11 protein-coding genes are annotated in these 15272 nt (G+C 70.7%); 8 read left to right on the top strand and 3 right to left on the bottom strand.

The window, feature by feature from the left end; all coding sequences use genetic code 11:
• Nucleotides 1–68 precede the first annotated feature (68 nt).
• Both ABD808_RS15615 and bioB read left to right on the top strand, forming a co-directional pair.
• Complete coding sequence (locus tag ABD808_RS15615) at nt 69–1346, top strand: Nramp family divalent metal transporter (protein WP_344896661.1); 1278 nt, start codon at nt 69–71, stop codon at nt 1344–1346.
• 64 nt (nt 1347–1410) lie between these two features.
• The gene (gene bioB / locus ABD808_RS15620) at nt 1411–2496 is read left to right on the top strand and encodes a biotin synthase BioB (RefSeq protein WP_344896664.1); all 1086 of its coding nucleotides are present in this window, start codon (nt 1411–1413) and stop codon (nt 2494–2496) included.
• Between the two features lie 114 nt (nt 2497–2610).
• Here bioB and ABD808_RS15625 read toward each other — a convergent pair whose 3' ends face one another.
• From ABD808_RS15625 to ABD808_RS15635, 3 genes are read right to left on the bottom strand one after another with little or no spacing between them, the layout of a single operon-like run.
• Entirely contained in the window at nt 2611–3513 is a 903-nt protein-coding gene (locus tag ABD808_RS15625) for an ABC transporter permease (RefSeq protein ID WP_344896667.1), read from the bottom strand.
• Entirely contained in the window at nt 3510–4454 is a 945-nt protein-coding gene (locus ABD808_RS15630) for an ABC transporter permease (protein WP_344896670.1), read from the bottom strand. The genes ABD808_RS15625 and ABD808_RS15630 overlap by 4 nt, the downstream gene beginning before the upstream one ends.
• A gap of 5 nt (nt 4455–4459) precedes the next feature.
• Nucleotides 4460–6097, bottom strand: coding sequence for an ABC transporter substrate-binding protein (locus ABD808_RS15635; RefSeq protein WP_344896673.1), 1638 nt, complete (start codon nt 6095–6097; stop codon nt 4460–4462).
• A 256-nt stretch (nt 6098–6353) separates the two neighbouring features.
• On the opposite strand from ABD808_RS15635, the gene ABD808_RS15640 reads away from it, so the two are divergent.
• The 6 genes from ABD808_RS15640 to ABD808_RS15665 all read left to right on the top strand — a co-directional run bounded on the left by ABD808_RS15640 (nt 6354) and on the right by ABD808_RS15665 (nt 15184).
• Nucleotides 6354–8258 carry a dipeptide ABC transporter ATP-binding protein gene (locus ABD808_RS15640; protein WP_344896676.1) on the top strand — a complete coding sequence of 635 codons (1905 nt, stop codon included), beginning with the start codon at nt 6354–6356 and terminating at the stop codon, nt 8256–8258.
• A gap of 16 nt (nt 8259–8274) precedes the next feature.
• Nucleotides 8275–9207: a helix-turn-helix domain-containing protein gene (locus tag ABD808_RS15645; RefSeq protein ID WP_344896679.1), complete on the top strand. Its 933-nt coding sequence runs from the start codon at nt 8275–8277 to the stop codon at nt 9205–9207.
• Between the two features lie 73 nt (nt 9208–9280).
• Complete coding sequence (locus tag ABD808_RS15650) at nt 9281–11860, top strand: N,N-dimethylformamidase beta subunit family domain-containing protein (RefSeq protein WP_344896682.1); 2580 nt, start codon at nt 9281–9283, stop codon at nt 11858–11860.
• Nucleotides 11853–13604, top strand: coding sequence for a CocE/NonD family hydrolase (locus ABD808_RS15655; protein WP_344896685.1), 1752 nt, complete (start codon nt 11853–11855; stop codon nt 13602–13604). The genes ABD808_RS15650 and ABD808_RS15655 overlap by 8 nt, the downstream gene beginning before the upstream one ends.
• A 2-nt stretch (nt 13605–13606) precedes the next feature.
• Nucleotides 13607–14608 (top strand): aldo/keto reductase, encoded by a 1002-nt coding sequence (locus ABD808_RS15660; RefSeq protein ID WP_344896688.1) that lies wholly within the window; start codon nt 13607–13609, stop codon nt 14606–14608.
• A gap of 108 nt (nt 14609–14716) precedes the next feature.
• On the top strand, nt 14717–15184 hold the full coding sequence (locus ABD808_RS15665; protein ID WP_344896691.1) for a hypothetical protein: 468 nt from the start codon (nt 14717–14719) through the stop codon (nt 15182–15184).
• The last annotated feature ends 88 nt before the right edge of the window (nt 15185–15272 follow it).

Below are 15272 nucleotides of genomic sequence, written 5' to 3' on the forward strand. Positions count from 1 at the left end.
ATTCTGTACAATTCTGCTCGCTCGCATCAGAATGCCCCCATGACGGACGCGCATCTGATCGCCCGACTGTGACGCTGGCCCGCAGGCCAGTCCCGGAGGGCCCACCGGTCGAGCCCGTCCCGGGCCGCGGTGGTCGGCGGTTCGGTCCGGTCGCCTACGCGGGCCCGGCCGCCCTGGTCGCGGTCGGGTACATCGACCCCGGCAACTGGGGGACCGACATCACCGCCGGGGCGATGTTCGGCCACCGGTTGCTGTGGGTGCTGGTCGTCGCGAACGTCGTCGCGCTGTTCCTGCAATACCTGGCGGCCAGGCTCGGGCTGGTCACCGGCGCTGACCTGGCCGAGTTGCTGGGACGTCGTCTGTCCGGCGTTCCCCGTGCGCTGGTCGTCGCGGTCGTGGCGGTGGTGCTGGTCGCCACCGAGGTCGCCGAGTTCCTCGGCGTGGTCCTGGCGCTGCGGCTGCTGCTGGGAATCCCGATGGCCTTGGCGATCGCGTTGGGCGCGGTGCTGGTCATCGGGACGTTGACGGTCGCGGCGGGCAACCGGGCGGTGCAGCGGTGCATCATCTGGCTGCTCGCTGTCGTGGCCGGGGTGTACGTGTTCGAGCTGTGGCTGTCGCGTCCGGGTGGGCAGGTCGCGTCCGGGCTGGTGCCCACGCTCCCGCCGGACGCGGCGCCGGTCGCGATCGCGATGCTCGGCGCCACCGTGATGCCGCACAACCTGTTCCTGCATTCCAGGGTGGTGCGCTGGCCCCTCGAACAAGACCCCGGTGGCGCCGCCGCCAAATCCGTGCTGCGACGGACCGTGATCGCCAGCGCCGTCGCGTTGAACGTCGCGCTGCTGATCAACGCGGCGATCCTGGTGGTGGCGGCCGACACCCATGAACAGCGGCAGGGCGGCGGGCCCGTCCCGGCGACGCTGGCGGAGGCCGCCGAGTCGCTGACGCCCGCGCTGGGGCCGCTGGCGACCGGGGCGTTCGGGCTGGGGCTGCTGGCCGCCGGACTGGCCTCCACGACCACCAGCGGCGTCACCGGCCAGTTCGTGATCGAGGGTCTCACCGGGCTGCGTCCGCCGCTGCTGGCCCGCCGCGCCGCCGCGCTCGTCCCGGCCGCCCTGCTGCTGTTCCTGGGGGTGGGCGAGGTCCGGGCGTTGATGCTCAGCCAGCTCGTGCTCAGCCTGGCGCTGCCGGTGGTGATCTACGTCCTGATCCGCCTCACCACCGACCGGACGCTGATGGGCCCGCACACCGGACGGCCCGTCACCCGGTACGCCGCCTACGGCGTCCTGGCCCTGGTCGTCGTCGCCGACCTGGTCGCCCTCGCGGACCTCGTCCGGTCACCAATCTGAGCCCGGACGATTTGTCGCGCGCCGTCCTTGCGGCCCGGTCGGACGTCCCCCGATCATGGCGCCCATGACGCCGACTGCGCTTGACGATCTGCTCGACTCCCTGGTCTCCGCCGCCCTCGCCGGTGAGCGTCCGACCCGGGAGCAGCTGCTTGAGGTGCTCCGCGCGCCCGACGAGGACGTGCTGGACGTGGTGGCCGCCGCGTCCCGGGTGCGGCGCCGCTTCTTCGGGCGGCGCGTCAAGTTGAACTACCTGGTCAACATGAAGAGCGGCCTGTGCCCGGAGGACTGCGGCTACTGCTCGCAGCGCCTCGGCTCGACCTCGGAGATCATGAAGTACTCCTGGATCTCCTCGGACGAGGCCGTCCAGGACGCGACCCGCGCCGTCGCGGCCGGGGCGCGGCGGGTGTGCCTGGTGGCGAGCGGGCGCGGCCCGTCCGACCGCGACATCGACCGCGTCTCCGCGACCGTCTCCGCGATCAAGGAGGCCACCTCGGACGTCGAGGTGTGCGTGTGCCTCGGGCTGCTCAAGCCGGGGCAGGCCGAGCGGCTGAGCGAGGTCGGCGCCGACGCCTACAACCACAACCTCAACACCAGCGAGCAGAACTACGGCGACATCTGCACGACGCACGGCTTCGACGACCGGGTGCAAACCGTGGAGCACGCCAAGCAAGGCGGCCTGTCACCGTGTTCAGGCGCCATCTTCGGGATGGGGGAGAGCGACGACGACATCGTGGACGTCGCCTTCGCCCTACGCGAACTCGACCCGGACTCCGTGCCCGTCAACTTCCTGATCCCCTTCGACGGCACGCCGCTCGCCGGACGATGGGAGCTGACGCCGCTCCGCTGCCTGCGCATCCTCGCCGTGTTCCGGTTCATGTTCCCCGACAGCGAGGTCCGGGCGTCCGGTGGACGGGAGATCCACCTGCGCACCCTGCAACCGCTCGCCCTGCACATCGCGAACGCCATCTTCCTGGGCGACTACCTGACCAGCGAGGGCCAGGCGGGTGAGGGCGACCTCGCGATGATCGCCGACGCGGGCTTCGTCGTGGAGGGCGCCGAGGACGACGCGGACGCCGCTCCCGCCGCCCGGCACGACCTCGTCGCGGTGCGCAGGCGCGGCCTCGGCTCGTCCCTCCCCGCCAACACCTAGCCCGCCGACGAAGACCGCGAACACACCCCGGACATGGGCGTGCCCCCACCGACCCCCTGGCGGCCGGTGAGGGCACTGTCCCGGTGGATCCCGCGCGCGGAACCCGCCGGGAGCCTAGGCCCGGACCTTCCCCCGGCGTCTGCGCTGGTCGAGCAGCAGCCGGGCCCGGGGATCGACGAACGCGCGCAGGCTCCCGCCCGCCAGGTTCAGCAGGAACACGAAGATCGCGATCGACAGACCGGGGAACAGCACCATGGTCGGGTGCTCCTGAAGGTAGGTGCGCCCGTCCGCGACCATGTTCCCCCAGGTCGCGGTGGGTGGTGAGATGCCGAGTCCGAGGAAGCTCAGCGTCCCGTCGATGAGCATGGCGCCCGCCGACAGCAGGATGCACTGCACCACCGCGAGCGGCAGGGTGTTCGGCAGGACGTGCACCGCCAGGGTCTTCCACGGCCCCATCCCGGACACCCGCGCGGCCTTCACGTACGTGCGGGCGGCCAGGGTCAGGGTGCGGCTGCGGATGATGCGCGCGGTGTACGGCGTGAAGATGATCGTCACCGCGAGCAGTTCGCTCAGCATGCCGGGGCCGATGACGACCGCGAACACGATCGCCAGGATGATGGACGGGAACGCCATCCAGGCGTCCACGATCCGCATGATCACCGACCCGACGCGGACGAAGTAGCCCGCGACCAGGCCGATGAACGTGCCGAGCGACACCGCGCAGATCGTGATCAGCGCGGTCATCCCGATCGAGACCCGGCCCGCCGACGCCCACCGGCTGAACAGGTCCCGGCCGAACTTGTCGGTGCCCATCGGATGGTCCATGGACGGTCCGAGCAGCCGCCGCGACGGCTCCGTCGCGTTCGGGTCGGTGAGCAGCAGCGGCAGCACCATGACCAGCACGATGATCGCCAGGATCAGCGCGCCGGTCACCACGAGCGTCCGGTTGCGCCGCGCGAACGACGACCACCGCCGCGGCGGCGATGCCGCCGCCTTTGTCACGACCGCCGCCGTCACGCGACACGCACCTTCGGGTTGACCAGCGAGTACGCCAGGTCCACCAGCAGGTTGACCGCGACGAACAGGAACGCGATGAACATGACCACCCCCTGGATGAGCGGGAAGTCGCGGGCGTACACGGCGTCGAGCAGTGTCGTGCCGAGCCCGGGGATGACGAAGATGCTCTCGATGACGACCACCCCGCCGATCAGCGAGGCGAAGTTGAGCCCGACCGTGGTCATCACCGGCAGCATCGCGTTGGGCAGCACGTGCAGGATGGCGATGCGCCGCTCGGTGAGACCCTTGGCCCGCGCGGTGCGCAGGTAGGGCTGGCTCAGCTCACCGAGCACACCCTCCTCCATCGTGATGGTGAAGAACGCCGTCTGTCCGACGACGAGCACCGCGACCGGCAGCACCAGCTGCGGGACGGCCGTGACCGGGTCGGAGTAGAGCGGCGTGTATCCGCTGGTCGGGAACCAGCCGAGGTAGAGCGCGAACACGTACACGGCCAGCAATGCCAACCAGAACTCCGGCAGGGCGAGGCCGAACTGGGTCACCCGGTTCACCAACCGGGCGACCCAGTTGTGCGGTGCCACCGCGGCCCAGCTCACGATCAGCACGGTCAGCAGGAAGCTGATCGCCGTACTGGCGATGGCGAGCGTGAGCGTGGGCGCGATGTGGTCGCCGATCACCCGCAGCACCGGCTCCTGGTAGTGGATCGACGTGCCGAAGTCGCCGGTGACGACGTTGCCCAACCAGTGGAAGTACTGCTCGTACTTCGGTCCGGTGAGCCCCAGATCGGCCCGCAGGCGGGCGAGCTGCTCCGGCGAGGCCTTGGTGCCGAGCAGCACCTGGGCCGGGTCGCCGGGAATCGACCGCAGCAGGAAGAACAGGGTCGTACCGACGACGAACAGCACCAGCACCAGGTCGCGCAGGCGGCGCAGGATCACGAGGAGCATGTCACCTACTTCTTCATCCACACGTCGGCGAACTCCATGCCCCACCCGTCGTAGCCCGCGACCTTCGGCCGGTAGGCCACGTAGGACTTGGCCATGTAGAGCGTGATGGTCGGCAGGTTCTGGCTGGTGAACGACTGGACCGCGTCGAGCGTCGTCTTCTGCTCCTGCGGCGTCTTCGCCCGGTTGTAGGCCTCCAGCAGCGGCGCGAGCTTGTCCCGCGGGTAGCCGGAGTTGTCGAGCCCGTTGACGTTGTCGGTGTACGAGGGCACCGGCGGGTTCGCGTCGTCCATCAGGGCGAGGACGTCCCAGCTGTTCGGCTGGTTGTTCTTCTTGCCGATCAGCGTGGCGAAGTCGTAGCTCTCGATGCTCGACTTGATCCCGATCTTCTTCAGCTGGTTCTGGATGATGAGCAGCGCGTCCTTGAACTGCGGGAACTCATCGGTCGTGATCATGCGGATGGTCTGGCCCGGCTTGAGGCCCGCCGCCGCGAACAGCTGCTTGGCCTGCTCGGGATTGTGCTGCTCCCACTTGGCCTTGCCCGCGTCGGAGTACATGCCCTTGTTGGTCGTCGTCGCGAAGGCTCCGTTGCTCGGCGCGACCAGATCGGGGACGCCCTGCGCGTCCATGACGGCCTTCTTGTCGATGAGCAGGTTCATCGCGTCCCGGGCCTGCGCCTTGGAGAAGATCGACCCGGAGTTGTGGTTGAGCGAGACGTACTGGACGTTCGCCGCCGCCTCGACGCCGATCTCCAGCTGCGAGTCGCCCTTGATCTGGTCGTACTGGTCGTGGGACGGCTCGGCGACGTCCCACAGCCCGGTCTTCAGACCGTTCAGCACGGCGTCCTCGTCCGCGACGATCTTGTAGGTGATCGTGTCGAGGAAGGCGCGCTTGGCGCCCGAGTATCCGCTGGACGGGCCCTGCGGCGGCTGGTACTTCGTGTTGCGCTCAAGAACGAGCTGCTGTCCCTTCGTCCACGACTTGACCTTGTAGGGCCCGGTGCCGACGTTGCGGTCGGCGGGGATCCCGGTGGGCCCGGAGGCGGCGATGTCCGCGGCCCGGTGGATCTCGGCGCCCGCGCTCGCGGCCATCAACGCGATGAGGTTGAACGGCTGCTTGAGCGCGACCTCGACCGTCGCGTCGTCCTTCGCGGTGATCTTCCCCAGCACCGGCTTGAGCGACTGGGCGTAGCTGCCGTTCTCCACCCAGTACTTCAGGGACGCGACCACGTCGGCCGCCTTGAGCGGCGAGCCGTCGGAGAACGTGATCCCCTTGCGGAGGGTGAAGGTGTAGGCGAGACCGTCGTCGCTCTTGGTGTACGACTCGGCCAGCACCGGCTTGGGCTGGTAGTCCTTGTCGATCGTGATGAGCTGCTCGAAGATCTCGTGGCTGATGTAGGTGACGCCCGCGTTGGTGTTCTTGACCGCGTCCAGCGAACCTGGGTCCTGGGCGATGCGAACCGTCAGGTTCCCGCCCTTGACGGGCTTGCCGTCGTCTCCGCCCTTCGTTCCGGTCGCCTCAGACGTGCAGGCGGTCGTGAGCCCCGCGGCGACCAGGACGGCCGCGACCGCGGCCATGGCGCGGCGGGAGCGTCCGCGCTTCTGGTGTCGTGAGCGGGGCGGGTAGTTGGATGGGGTGTTCATCATGGGTGGCTCCTCACCCCCGAGTCCGGCCTCGTGGCGGTTCAAGGTAATCGCGGCCGTGTCGCTCCAGTAGGCGTCAAGCTCCGCAGTTCTGTCACTGGCGAGAACTTTTACCTTTCTAGCTGATTATCGGGTGATTGGTCCCTTGTCCACCCACCCGGGGTTACCCCAAACTGCCCATACCTGGAGTTTTTCGCCGCTCCCGGCGGGCGCCCGCCGGGTGGGACGCCGTGCTGGCCGGGCGGGAGGGATGGCACACATGTCGTTGCTTGAGATCGAGGACTTCTGTGTCGGAGTGGGCACAGGGGACGACACCGTCGAGTTGGTGCGCGAGCTGTCGTTGAGCCTCGACCGCGGGGAGACCCTGTGCATCGTCGGCGAGTCCGGCAGTGGCAAGACGGTGACCGCGCTGTCGGTGATCCGGCTGCTGGAGTTCGTCGCGCCGACGCGCACGACCGGTGAGATCCGGCTGGAGGACGTCGATCTCACCACCCTGACCGCCGAGCAGATGCGCGCCTTCCGCGGCCGCCGCATCGGCATGGTGTTCCAGGAGGCGCTGGACTCGCTGAACCCCGCGCAGCGGATCGGCGCGCAGCTCGTCGAGGCCTACCGTCCGGCGGGCGTCGCGGCGGGCGCCGACGTGCGCGACCCCCGGCGCCGGGACCTGCGCGACCAGGCCAACGCCCAGGCCAAGGAGCTGCTGGGCGAGGTCGGGTTCCCCGACCCGCAGCAGATCATGAACCGCTACCCGCACCAGCTGTCCGGCGGCCAGCAGCAGCGCGTGATGATCGCGATGGCGCTGATGTCCGGGCCCGACCTGCTGCTGGCCGACGAGCCCACCACGGCCCTGGACGCGACCACGCAGAAGGAGATCCTGCGGCTGTTCCGCGACGTGCAGCGCAAGCACCAGATGGCCTGCGTGTTCATCACCCACGACATGGGCGTCGCGGCCGAGATCGCCGACCGGATCGCCGTGCTGTACGCGGGCCGCCTGGTCGAGATCGGCCCGGTCGCGCAGGTGCTCGGCTCGCCCCGGCACCGCTACACCCGCGCGCTGGTGGAGTGCGTCCCGCAGGCGCGGGTGCGCCGCACCGAGAACCTGCCGTCGATCACGGGCTCGGTGCCGGGCCCCGCCGAGGTGCTGCCCGGCTGCCGGTTCGCGCCGCGCTGCGCGCACGCGGTGGACCAGTGCGAGACCGCCGAGCCCGGAATGCGCGCGGTCGGCGAGGACGGCGGCCAGGTCGCCTGCTGGAACCCCGGCGAGGGCGCGGTGTCGCTGCCGATCGCCGCCGTCACCTCGTCCGCCGCGACCGCGGCCGACGACGCGCCGGTGCTGGTGATCGAGAAGGTGCGCAAGATCTACACGTCCCGCGGCCAGCGCGGCGGCCTGCTCGGGCTGCGCCGCCGCGAGGAGGTCGCCGCGGTCGACGGGGTGAGCCTGGAGATCCGGCCGGGCGAGTTCTTCGGCCTGGTCGGCGAGTCCGGCAGCGGCAAGACGACGCTGGGTCAGCTCGTCGCCGCCCTGGACGACCCGACCGAGGGCATGATCGGCCTCGCCGGACGCGAGCACACCCACAAGGGCCTGGACGGCGGCGCCCGCGACTTCCGCCGCACCGTCCAGCTGATCTTCCAGGACCCGCAGAACTCGCTCGACCCCCGGCACACCGTGGAGCGGATCGTCGCCGAGCCGCTGCGTGAGCTGACCGACCTGCGCGGCGAGGCGCTGCGCACACGGGTCGCCGAACTGCTCGCCGAGGTGGGGCTGCCACCGTCGATCAAGGACCGGATCCCCGCGCAGATCTCCGGCGGCCAGTGCCAGCGGGTCGCGATCGCGCGGGCCATCGCGCCCGAGCCGCGGCTGATCGTGGCGGACGAGCCGACCTCCGCGCTCGACGTGTCCGTCCAGGGCCAGGTGATCAACCTGCTGCTCGAACTGCGCCGCGAACGCAACCTCGCCTACCTGTTCATCTCCCACAACCTGGGTCTCGTCCTGTCGGTCGCGGACCGGGTCGGGGTGATGAAGGACGGCCGCCTCGTCGAGGTGGGCACCGCCGAGGAGATCGCCGCCGACCCGAAACACGAGTACACCAGGCGGCTGCTGGCCGCGAGCCCCGACCTGACCGCCGGTCAGGACCGGGCCGCGCCGGACGCCGCCCGGTCCTGACGCGGGAGGGACGGACGTGCGAGAGCGAAGGCCGCTTCCGACGCATCGCTTCGACGACCCGCTGATCGCGTCCGGGCCGCCCGGCTTCGCGATCAACTCGTTCAGCGACCTGGCGCCCTGGTCGTACGCGTCATTTCCGCACCGGCACGAGTTCTACGAGCTCGTGTGTGTGACACGCGGGTCCGGCACTCATGTCATCGACTTCGTCCCGTACGAGGTCGCACCAGTGACGTTGTACTTCGTCGCCCCCGGCCAGGTGCAGTTCTGGGAACGGTGCTCTCCGCTGGAGGGCTTCATCGTCGTTTTCCTGGAGGAGTTCCTGGCCACGCAGTACGGCGACCGGGTGTCGCCGCGCCGGTTCCTCGCCCTGGACCCGCTGGAGGTCGGGCACGCCCTCCAGTTGGAGGAGGACCAGGTCGAGCGGATCATGTCGCTGTTCTCGGCGATGGACCGCGAGTACCGGCGGCCCATGGGCGCGGACGTCTCAGTGCTCCAGGCGTACCTGCACGTCCTGCTGGTCGAGATGCGGCGGGCGCACAGCGACCTGGGCGTCCGCACCCTGGAGGACCGCCGGACCGCGCTGGCCCGCCGGTTCCTGCGCCTGGTCAGCGACGAGATCACCGAGGAGCAGACGGTGAGCGGGTACGCCGCGCGCATCGGTATCACCCCGAAGTACCTCGCGGACGTGGTCAAACGGTCGACCGGCAGGACGCCCGCGGAGATCATCCGGGCGGCGCTGACCGTCGAGGCCAAGCGGCTGCTCGCGCACACCGATCTGAGCATCGCGCAGATCTCCAAGCGGCTGTGCTTCGACAACCCGTCCTACTTCGGACGGTTCTTCAAGCGTGAGGCGGGCACGAGCCCGGGTCAGTTCCGGCGGCAGGCGGCGGCGACGGCGGGCAAGTCGGTTCCGCGGGTCAACGGGGTGGGCGTCACCTCGGTTCCGTGACACCTCGGTTCCGTGACACTGACGCCGACTCCAGTAGCTGTCTCCCAGGTGAGAGCCCGCTTAGCGTGACCGCATGGAATCGTCAGTCCCGGCCGTCGAGGCCCGATTCACCGAAAACCGCGCGGCCGGGCTCCGGTCGCTGATCACCGACGACCTGGTCACCGCCTGGGTGCGTGACCCCGACACCGGAAACCGCGAGCCGATGTCGTGGATCCTGCGGTTCCTCGACCGCAGGTCCCCACGCGAGCGGGTCGCCCTCTACGAGGCGGTCCCGGGCGCCGAGTACCGGCTGATCCACTGGCCCGCCCATCGCGGCGCGCCGTTCCGGATCGCCGACAGCCGCACGTTCACCGACCTCGCGCAGGCGCGCGAGGTGCGGCTGCGCCGCGAGCTGTACGAGGTGTTCGGCTGGGGCGACGCGCCGACCCACGGCGTGGACGGCCCCGAGCTGGTCACCACCGAGCCGGTCCTGCTCGGCTACACCGACCGGATCAGCGTCGCCCCCGGCGAGGACATCGCGTTCATGGTCAGCGCGGCGGGCGTCGCGGAGTACACCACCGAGCTGGTGCGGCTCCGGAACGTCGACGACGACCCGGACGGCCCCGGCGTCCGCGTCGACCCCGTCCCCGGGGTGTGGACCGGGCGGCACCAGGGGCGCGCGCAGGCCATCAGGCCCGGCGCCCACATCGTCGTTTCCGACCCCGGCGGCGTCACCGGGGGCGCCGCCGGTTTCACCGTCGCGGCCGCCGTGTACCCGACCGCCGTCACCGGCGTCCGGCAGGGGATCGTGGCGCGCTGGGACGAGGGCCCGCGCGGGTACGCCCTCGGTCTGGACGAGGAGGGCAGGCTCGCCCTCTGGCTCGGCGACGGGACCGGGGAGACGGTGGTCCGCGCCGAGGACCGGCTCGACCCGCACCTGTGGCACGGCGTCGGCGCCAGCTACGACCCGGCGACCGGGCAGGCGGTGCTCGTCTCCCGCCCGCTGGTGACCAGCGTCAACAGCAGGGTTAGCCCGATCGTGGTGGACGACCGTCCCCGCGTCACGCGGCAGCGGGTCAACGCGGAGCTGGCCCCCGCGTCCGGCCCCGAGCTGCTGTTCGGCACCTTCACCCCGGACGACGGCCACTACAACGGCAAGATCGAGAGCCCCGGCCTGTGGCCGTTCGCGCTCACCCCGGAGGCGCTGATCGCCGCCGTGGACGAGCACGAGGCCCCGCTGCGCTGGTGGTTCGGCCCCTCGGAGGACACCCGGAGCACCGCGTCGCTGGTGGTGCCCTGCGTCGGACACCCGGGCCTGGACGGACGGCTCGTCAACCTCCCCGTGCGGGGCGTCACCGGACGGCACTTCACCGGCCGGGCCGAGCACTACGCCGTCGACCCGCGCGGCTACGGCGCCATCCACTTCCACGACGACGCGGTGACGGACGCGGGCTGGGAACCGTCCCACGAGCTGACCGTCCCGGCCGATCTGCACAGCGGCGTGTACGCGCTGAAGGTCGTCGCCGCAGACGGCTCGGCCGAGCGGAGCATCCCGTTCTTCGTCCGGCCGCCCCGGGGAAAGGCCACCGGCGACGTCGCGCTGCTGCTGCCGACCGCCACGTACCTCGCGTACTCGAACGAGCGGGGCCTCGGGTACGTCCCGGTCGTCCCGCCGGGCACGGCGTTCCTCGAACACCGCTACGACCTCGGCCTGTCCAACTACGCCAGCCACACCGACGGCAGCGGCGTCTGCTACACGTCGTGGCACCGGCCGATCCTGACGCTGGCGCCGGGCTTCGACATCCACCTGTCGCCGTTCACGCTGGCCAACGACCTGTACGTGCTCGACTGGCTGACCGAGCAGGGCTACTCGTTCGACGTCATCACCGACCACGACCTGCACACCGACGGCGTCGACCTGCTGCGCCCCTACAAGGGCGTGGTGACCGGCGCGCACCCCGAGTACGCCTCCGAGCAGATGCTGGACGCGCTGGAGCAGTACGCGGACGGCGGCGGCAACATCGGCTACCTCGGTGGCAACGGCTACTACTGGATCGTGTCGTTCCACCCGGAGCTGCCGCACGTGATGGAGCTGCGGCGCGGCGAGAACGGCACCCGGAGCTGGCAGGCCAGGCCGGGCGAGTACCACCACGCCAGCACCGGTGAGCGTGGTGGGCTGTGGGCGTACCGCAGCCGGGCGCCGCAGAAGCTGTTCGGCGTCGGGTTCAGCGCGCAGGGCGGCGTGCCGTCCGGGCACTACCGCGTCGGCCCCGACCTCGGCGACGAGACCGCCAAGCGGCTGCTCGAAGGCGTCTCCGAGGTGTTCGGCGACCGCGGCCTGGACGGCGGCGGCGCGGCGGGCGGCGAGATCGACCGGTACGAGCCGTCCCTCGGCAGCCCCCCGGACGCGCTGATCATCGCCACCTCCGAGGGCATCGGCGACGGCTACCAGTTCGCCGTCGAGGAGCTGGGCGGCACCCACCCGGGGCTGGGCGCCGTCGAGCACCCCGGCGTCCGCTCGGACATCGTCTACTTCCGCACCCGCGGCGGCGGTTCCGTCTTCTCCACCGGCTCGATCGCCTACGCGGGAGGCCTGTCCGCGAACGGCTACGACAACGGGCTGTCCCGACTCACCCGCAACGTCATCGACCTTTGGCTGGACGCGCATGAATGAGCACACCATCACCGTCGACCGGATGGTCGCCATCCCGATGCGGGACGGCACCGTCCTGCGCGCGGACGTGTACCGTCCCGTCGCGCGGCGCGGCCCGGCGCTGGTGTTCCGCACCCCCTACGACCGCACCGGCCTCGGCATGTACGGCACGTTCGCGATGCGCGCGGCCTCGGCCGGGTACGCCGTCGTCCTCCAGGACACGCGCGGACGCGGCGCCTCCGGGGGCACGTTCACCCCGTTCGTCCACGAGCGCGAGGACGGCTACGACTCGATCGACTGGATCGCGTCCCAGCCGTGGTGCGACGGCGGGGTCGGCATGTTCGGCGGCTCGTACGACGGCGTCACTCAGTGGCAGGCCGCCATGTCGGGTCATCCCGCGCTGAAGGCCATGGCGCCGAACGTCACGGCGTCCAGCTACCACCACGGCTGGGTGTACCGGGGTGGCGCGTTCCAACTCGGCTTCAGCCTGGGCTGGACGCTGTCGCTGGCCGCGCACAACGCCGCCCGCGACCCGAACGTGTCCGCCGCGATCCGCGGCGGCATCACCGACGCGCTCGACGACCTGCCCGGCTCCGCGCTGCGGCTGCCGCTCGACGACCACCCCTACCTGGACGACATCGCGCCGTACTACCGGGAATGGCTCGACCACCCCGGCTACGACGAGTTCTGGGAGCGGCTCGACGTCTCCCGCGCCTACCCCGACATGGACGTCGCCGCGTTCAACATGGGCGGCTGGTACGACACGTTCCTCCTCGGCACCCTCGGCAACTTCACCGGCATGCGCGAGCACGGCCGGGGACCGGCGCGGACGCGGCAGCGGCTGCTGGTCGGGCCGTGGCCGCACGAGGGCCTGTTCTCCGGCAACCCGGTCGGCGAGTGGAACTTCGGGGGCCGCTCGACCGGCGGCGCCATCGACACCGACGGCCTGCAACTGCGCTGGTTCGACACGTGGCTGCGGGACGCCGACACCGGCATGGCCGACGAGCCGCCCGTGCTGCTGTACACGATGGGCGCGGGCGAATGGCGCGTAGCCGAGTCGTGGCCGCTGCCCGGCACCGAGTTCCAGGACTGGTACCTGCACAGCGACGGCCGCGCCAACACCATGGACGGCGACGGCACGCTGCGCCGCGACAAGCCGGACGGCCAGGCGCCCGACACGTTCCTCTACAACCCGCTCAACCCGGTGCCGACCGTCGGCGGGGCGCTGTGCTGCAACTCCGTGCACAGCCGCGCCGGGATCTTCGACCAGCGGACGGTCGAGGCCCGCGAGGACGTGCTCGTCTACACCTCCGAGCCGCTGACCGAGCCGCTGGAGGTCACCGGGCCGGTCAGCGTCGTCCTGCACGCGAGCACGTCCGCGCCCGACACCGACTGGACGGCCAAGCTCGTCGACGTCGAACCGTGCGGATACGCCCGCAACATCACCGACGGCATCATCCGCGCCCGCTACCGGAACTCCACGAGCGAGCCGAGCCCGATCACGCCCGGCGACGTGGTGGAGTACCGGATCGACCTCGGCGCGACCAGCAACGTCTTCCTCCCGGGGCACCGTCTCCGGGTGGAGGTGTCGAGCAGCAACTTCCCGCACTTCGACCGCAACCCGAACACCGGTGAGCTGCCGGGCCGGTCGGACGAGGTGCGCAGCGCGTTGCAGACCGTCCACCACGACGGGCCGTACCTGTCCCGGATCGAACTGCCGGTCGTCCCCGAGGGCGCGTCGGCCCCCTACCGGAGGAACTCCTGAGCATGCGCACCAGGCCGCTGGGCAACACCGGCATGGACATCACCGTCATCGGGTTCGGCAGCTGGGCCGTCGGGGGACCGGGGCTCATGGGCTGGGGCTCGCAGTCCGACGACGAGTCCGTCGCCGCGATCCGCCGCGCCGTCGAGAACGGCGTCAACTGGGTCGACACCGCCGCCGTCTACGGCTTCGGCCACTCCGAGGAGGTCGTGGGCCGCGCCGTGGCCGCGCTGCCGCCCGCCGACCGCCCGCTCGTCTTCACCAAGTGCGGGCTCGTCTGGGACGACAACGGCGACGAGAGCAACGACCTCGACCCGGACTCCATCAAACGGCAGTGCGACGCGTCGTTGCGCCGCCTCGGCGTCGACCACATCGACCTGTTCCAGATCCACGACCCGCACCCCGGCGGCCCGCCGATCGAGGACTCGTGGGGGGCGATGCTGGAACTGGTCGCCGAGGGCAAGGTCCGCGCGGTGGGCGTCTCCAACTTCGACGTCGAGCTGATGGACCGCTGCGCGGCGGTCGGCCCCGTGGGAACGCTGCAACCCCCACTGTCCCTGATCCGCCGGGAGGCCACCGCGGACCTTCTGCCGTGGTGCGCGGACCACGACACCGGGGTCATCGTGTACAGCCCCCTGGGCTCCGGTCTGCTGTCCGGCACGTTCACCCGCAAGCGTGTGGAGGGCCTTTCGGACGGCGACTGGCGGTCCCGGGCGTCCGCGTTCAAGCCCCCGGCGCTGGACCGCAACCTCGCGCTCCAGGACGCGCTGCGTCCCGTGGCGGCCCGCCACGGCGTGTCCGTGGGCGCCGTCGCGATCGCCTGGACGGTCACGGTCCCGGTTGTCACAGGTGCCATCGTCGGGGCCCGCACACCCGCCCAAACTGAGGGTTGGCCGGAGACCGCGGAACTGGTCCTGACCCCCGATGACCTGGCCGAACTCGCGTCCGCCGTGGCGAAGACCGGCGCCGGGAGCGGCCCCGACATCACCACTGACCGGAGCCAGTGACAGGGGTGATGGCGCCAGTGCCTTACCGCTGGCGCTCACTCCCAGAAGACTTGTCCGTATCGGTCGAGGTGGCCCCGCGCCGCCCGTCCCAGTACATCGAGGAGAGGCATGGCCAAGTACGACCACCTGTTCATCACGCAGATGCTGGAATGCAGCGCGGACCTCGTCAACGAGGGCGCCGCCGCGGGCGGTGAACGCCCCGCGAACATCGGGTCCCCCTTCGGCCTGATGCGCGGCATCGACGTCGAGGGTGCCCCGGTGCACATGGCCTACAGCTGGATCGGCCCGACGTCGAAGAAGACGCACTGGGTGAACGACCACCAGCACACGTACGACGAGGTGCTGATGTGGATGGGCAACGACCCTGACGACATCCACGACCTCGGCGCCGAGCTGTACCTGGACATCGAGGGCGAACGGCACACCGTCACCACCACGGGCGCCGTGTACATCCCCGCCGGGATCCGGCACTGCCCGCTCGGGTTCAACTACGTCAACCGTCCCTTCAGCTTCATCTCCCTGTCTCTCAACCCGGAGTACGCGTCGGACGAGAACATGCCGCCCGCGCACACCTGATCGCTTCCCGGCCGCCGCCCTGACATAGCGGGGAGGGTGCGGCGGCCGGGACCCGCGGCGCGGGCATGCGAGAATTCAGCCGTTCTTT

The organism is Actinomadura meridiana (genome assembly GCF_039537545.1).
Taxonomy (GTDB): Bacteria; Actinomycetota; Actinomycetes; order Streptosporangiales; family Streptosporangiaceae; genus Spirillospora; species Spirillospora meridiana.

Bases quoted from the DNA above. Each gene is read 5' to 3' on its own strand.
- bioB (WP_344896664.1), top strand. From the start codon at position 1,411: ATGACGCCGACTGCGCTTGACGATCTGCTCGACTCCCTGGTCTCCGCC.
- ABD808_RS15630 (WP_344896670.1), bottom strand. From the start codon at position 4,454: ATGCTCCTCGTGATCCTGCGCCGCCTGCGCGACCTGGTGCTGGTGCTG.
- ABD808_RS15635 (WP_344896673.1), bottom strand. From the start codon at position 6,097: ATGATGAACACCCCATCCAACTACCCGCCCCGCTCACGACACCAGAAG.
- ABD808_RS15640 (WP_344896676.1), top strand. From the start codon at position 6,354: ATGTCGTTGCTTGAGATCGAGGACTTCTGTGTCGGAGTGGGCACAGGG.
- ABD808_RS15650 (WP_344896682.1), top strand. From the start codon at position 9,281: ATGGAATCGTCAGTCCCGGCCGTCGAGGCCCGATTCACCGAAAACCGC.
- ABD808_RS15655 (WP_344896685.1), top strand. From the start codon at position 11,853: ATGAATGAGCACACCATCACCGTCGACCGGATGGTCGCCATCCCGATG.
- ABD808_RS15660 (WP_344896688.1), top strand. From the start codon at position 13,607: ATGCGCACCAGGCCGCTGGGCAACACCGGCATGGACATCACCGTCATC.
- ABD808_RS15665 (WP_344896691.1), top strand. From the start codon at position 14,717: ATGGCCAAGTACGACCACCTGTTCATCACGCAGATGCTGGAATGCAGC.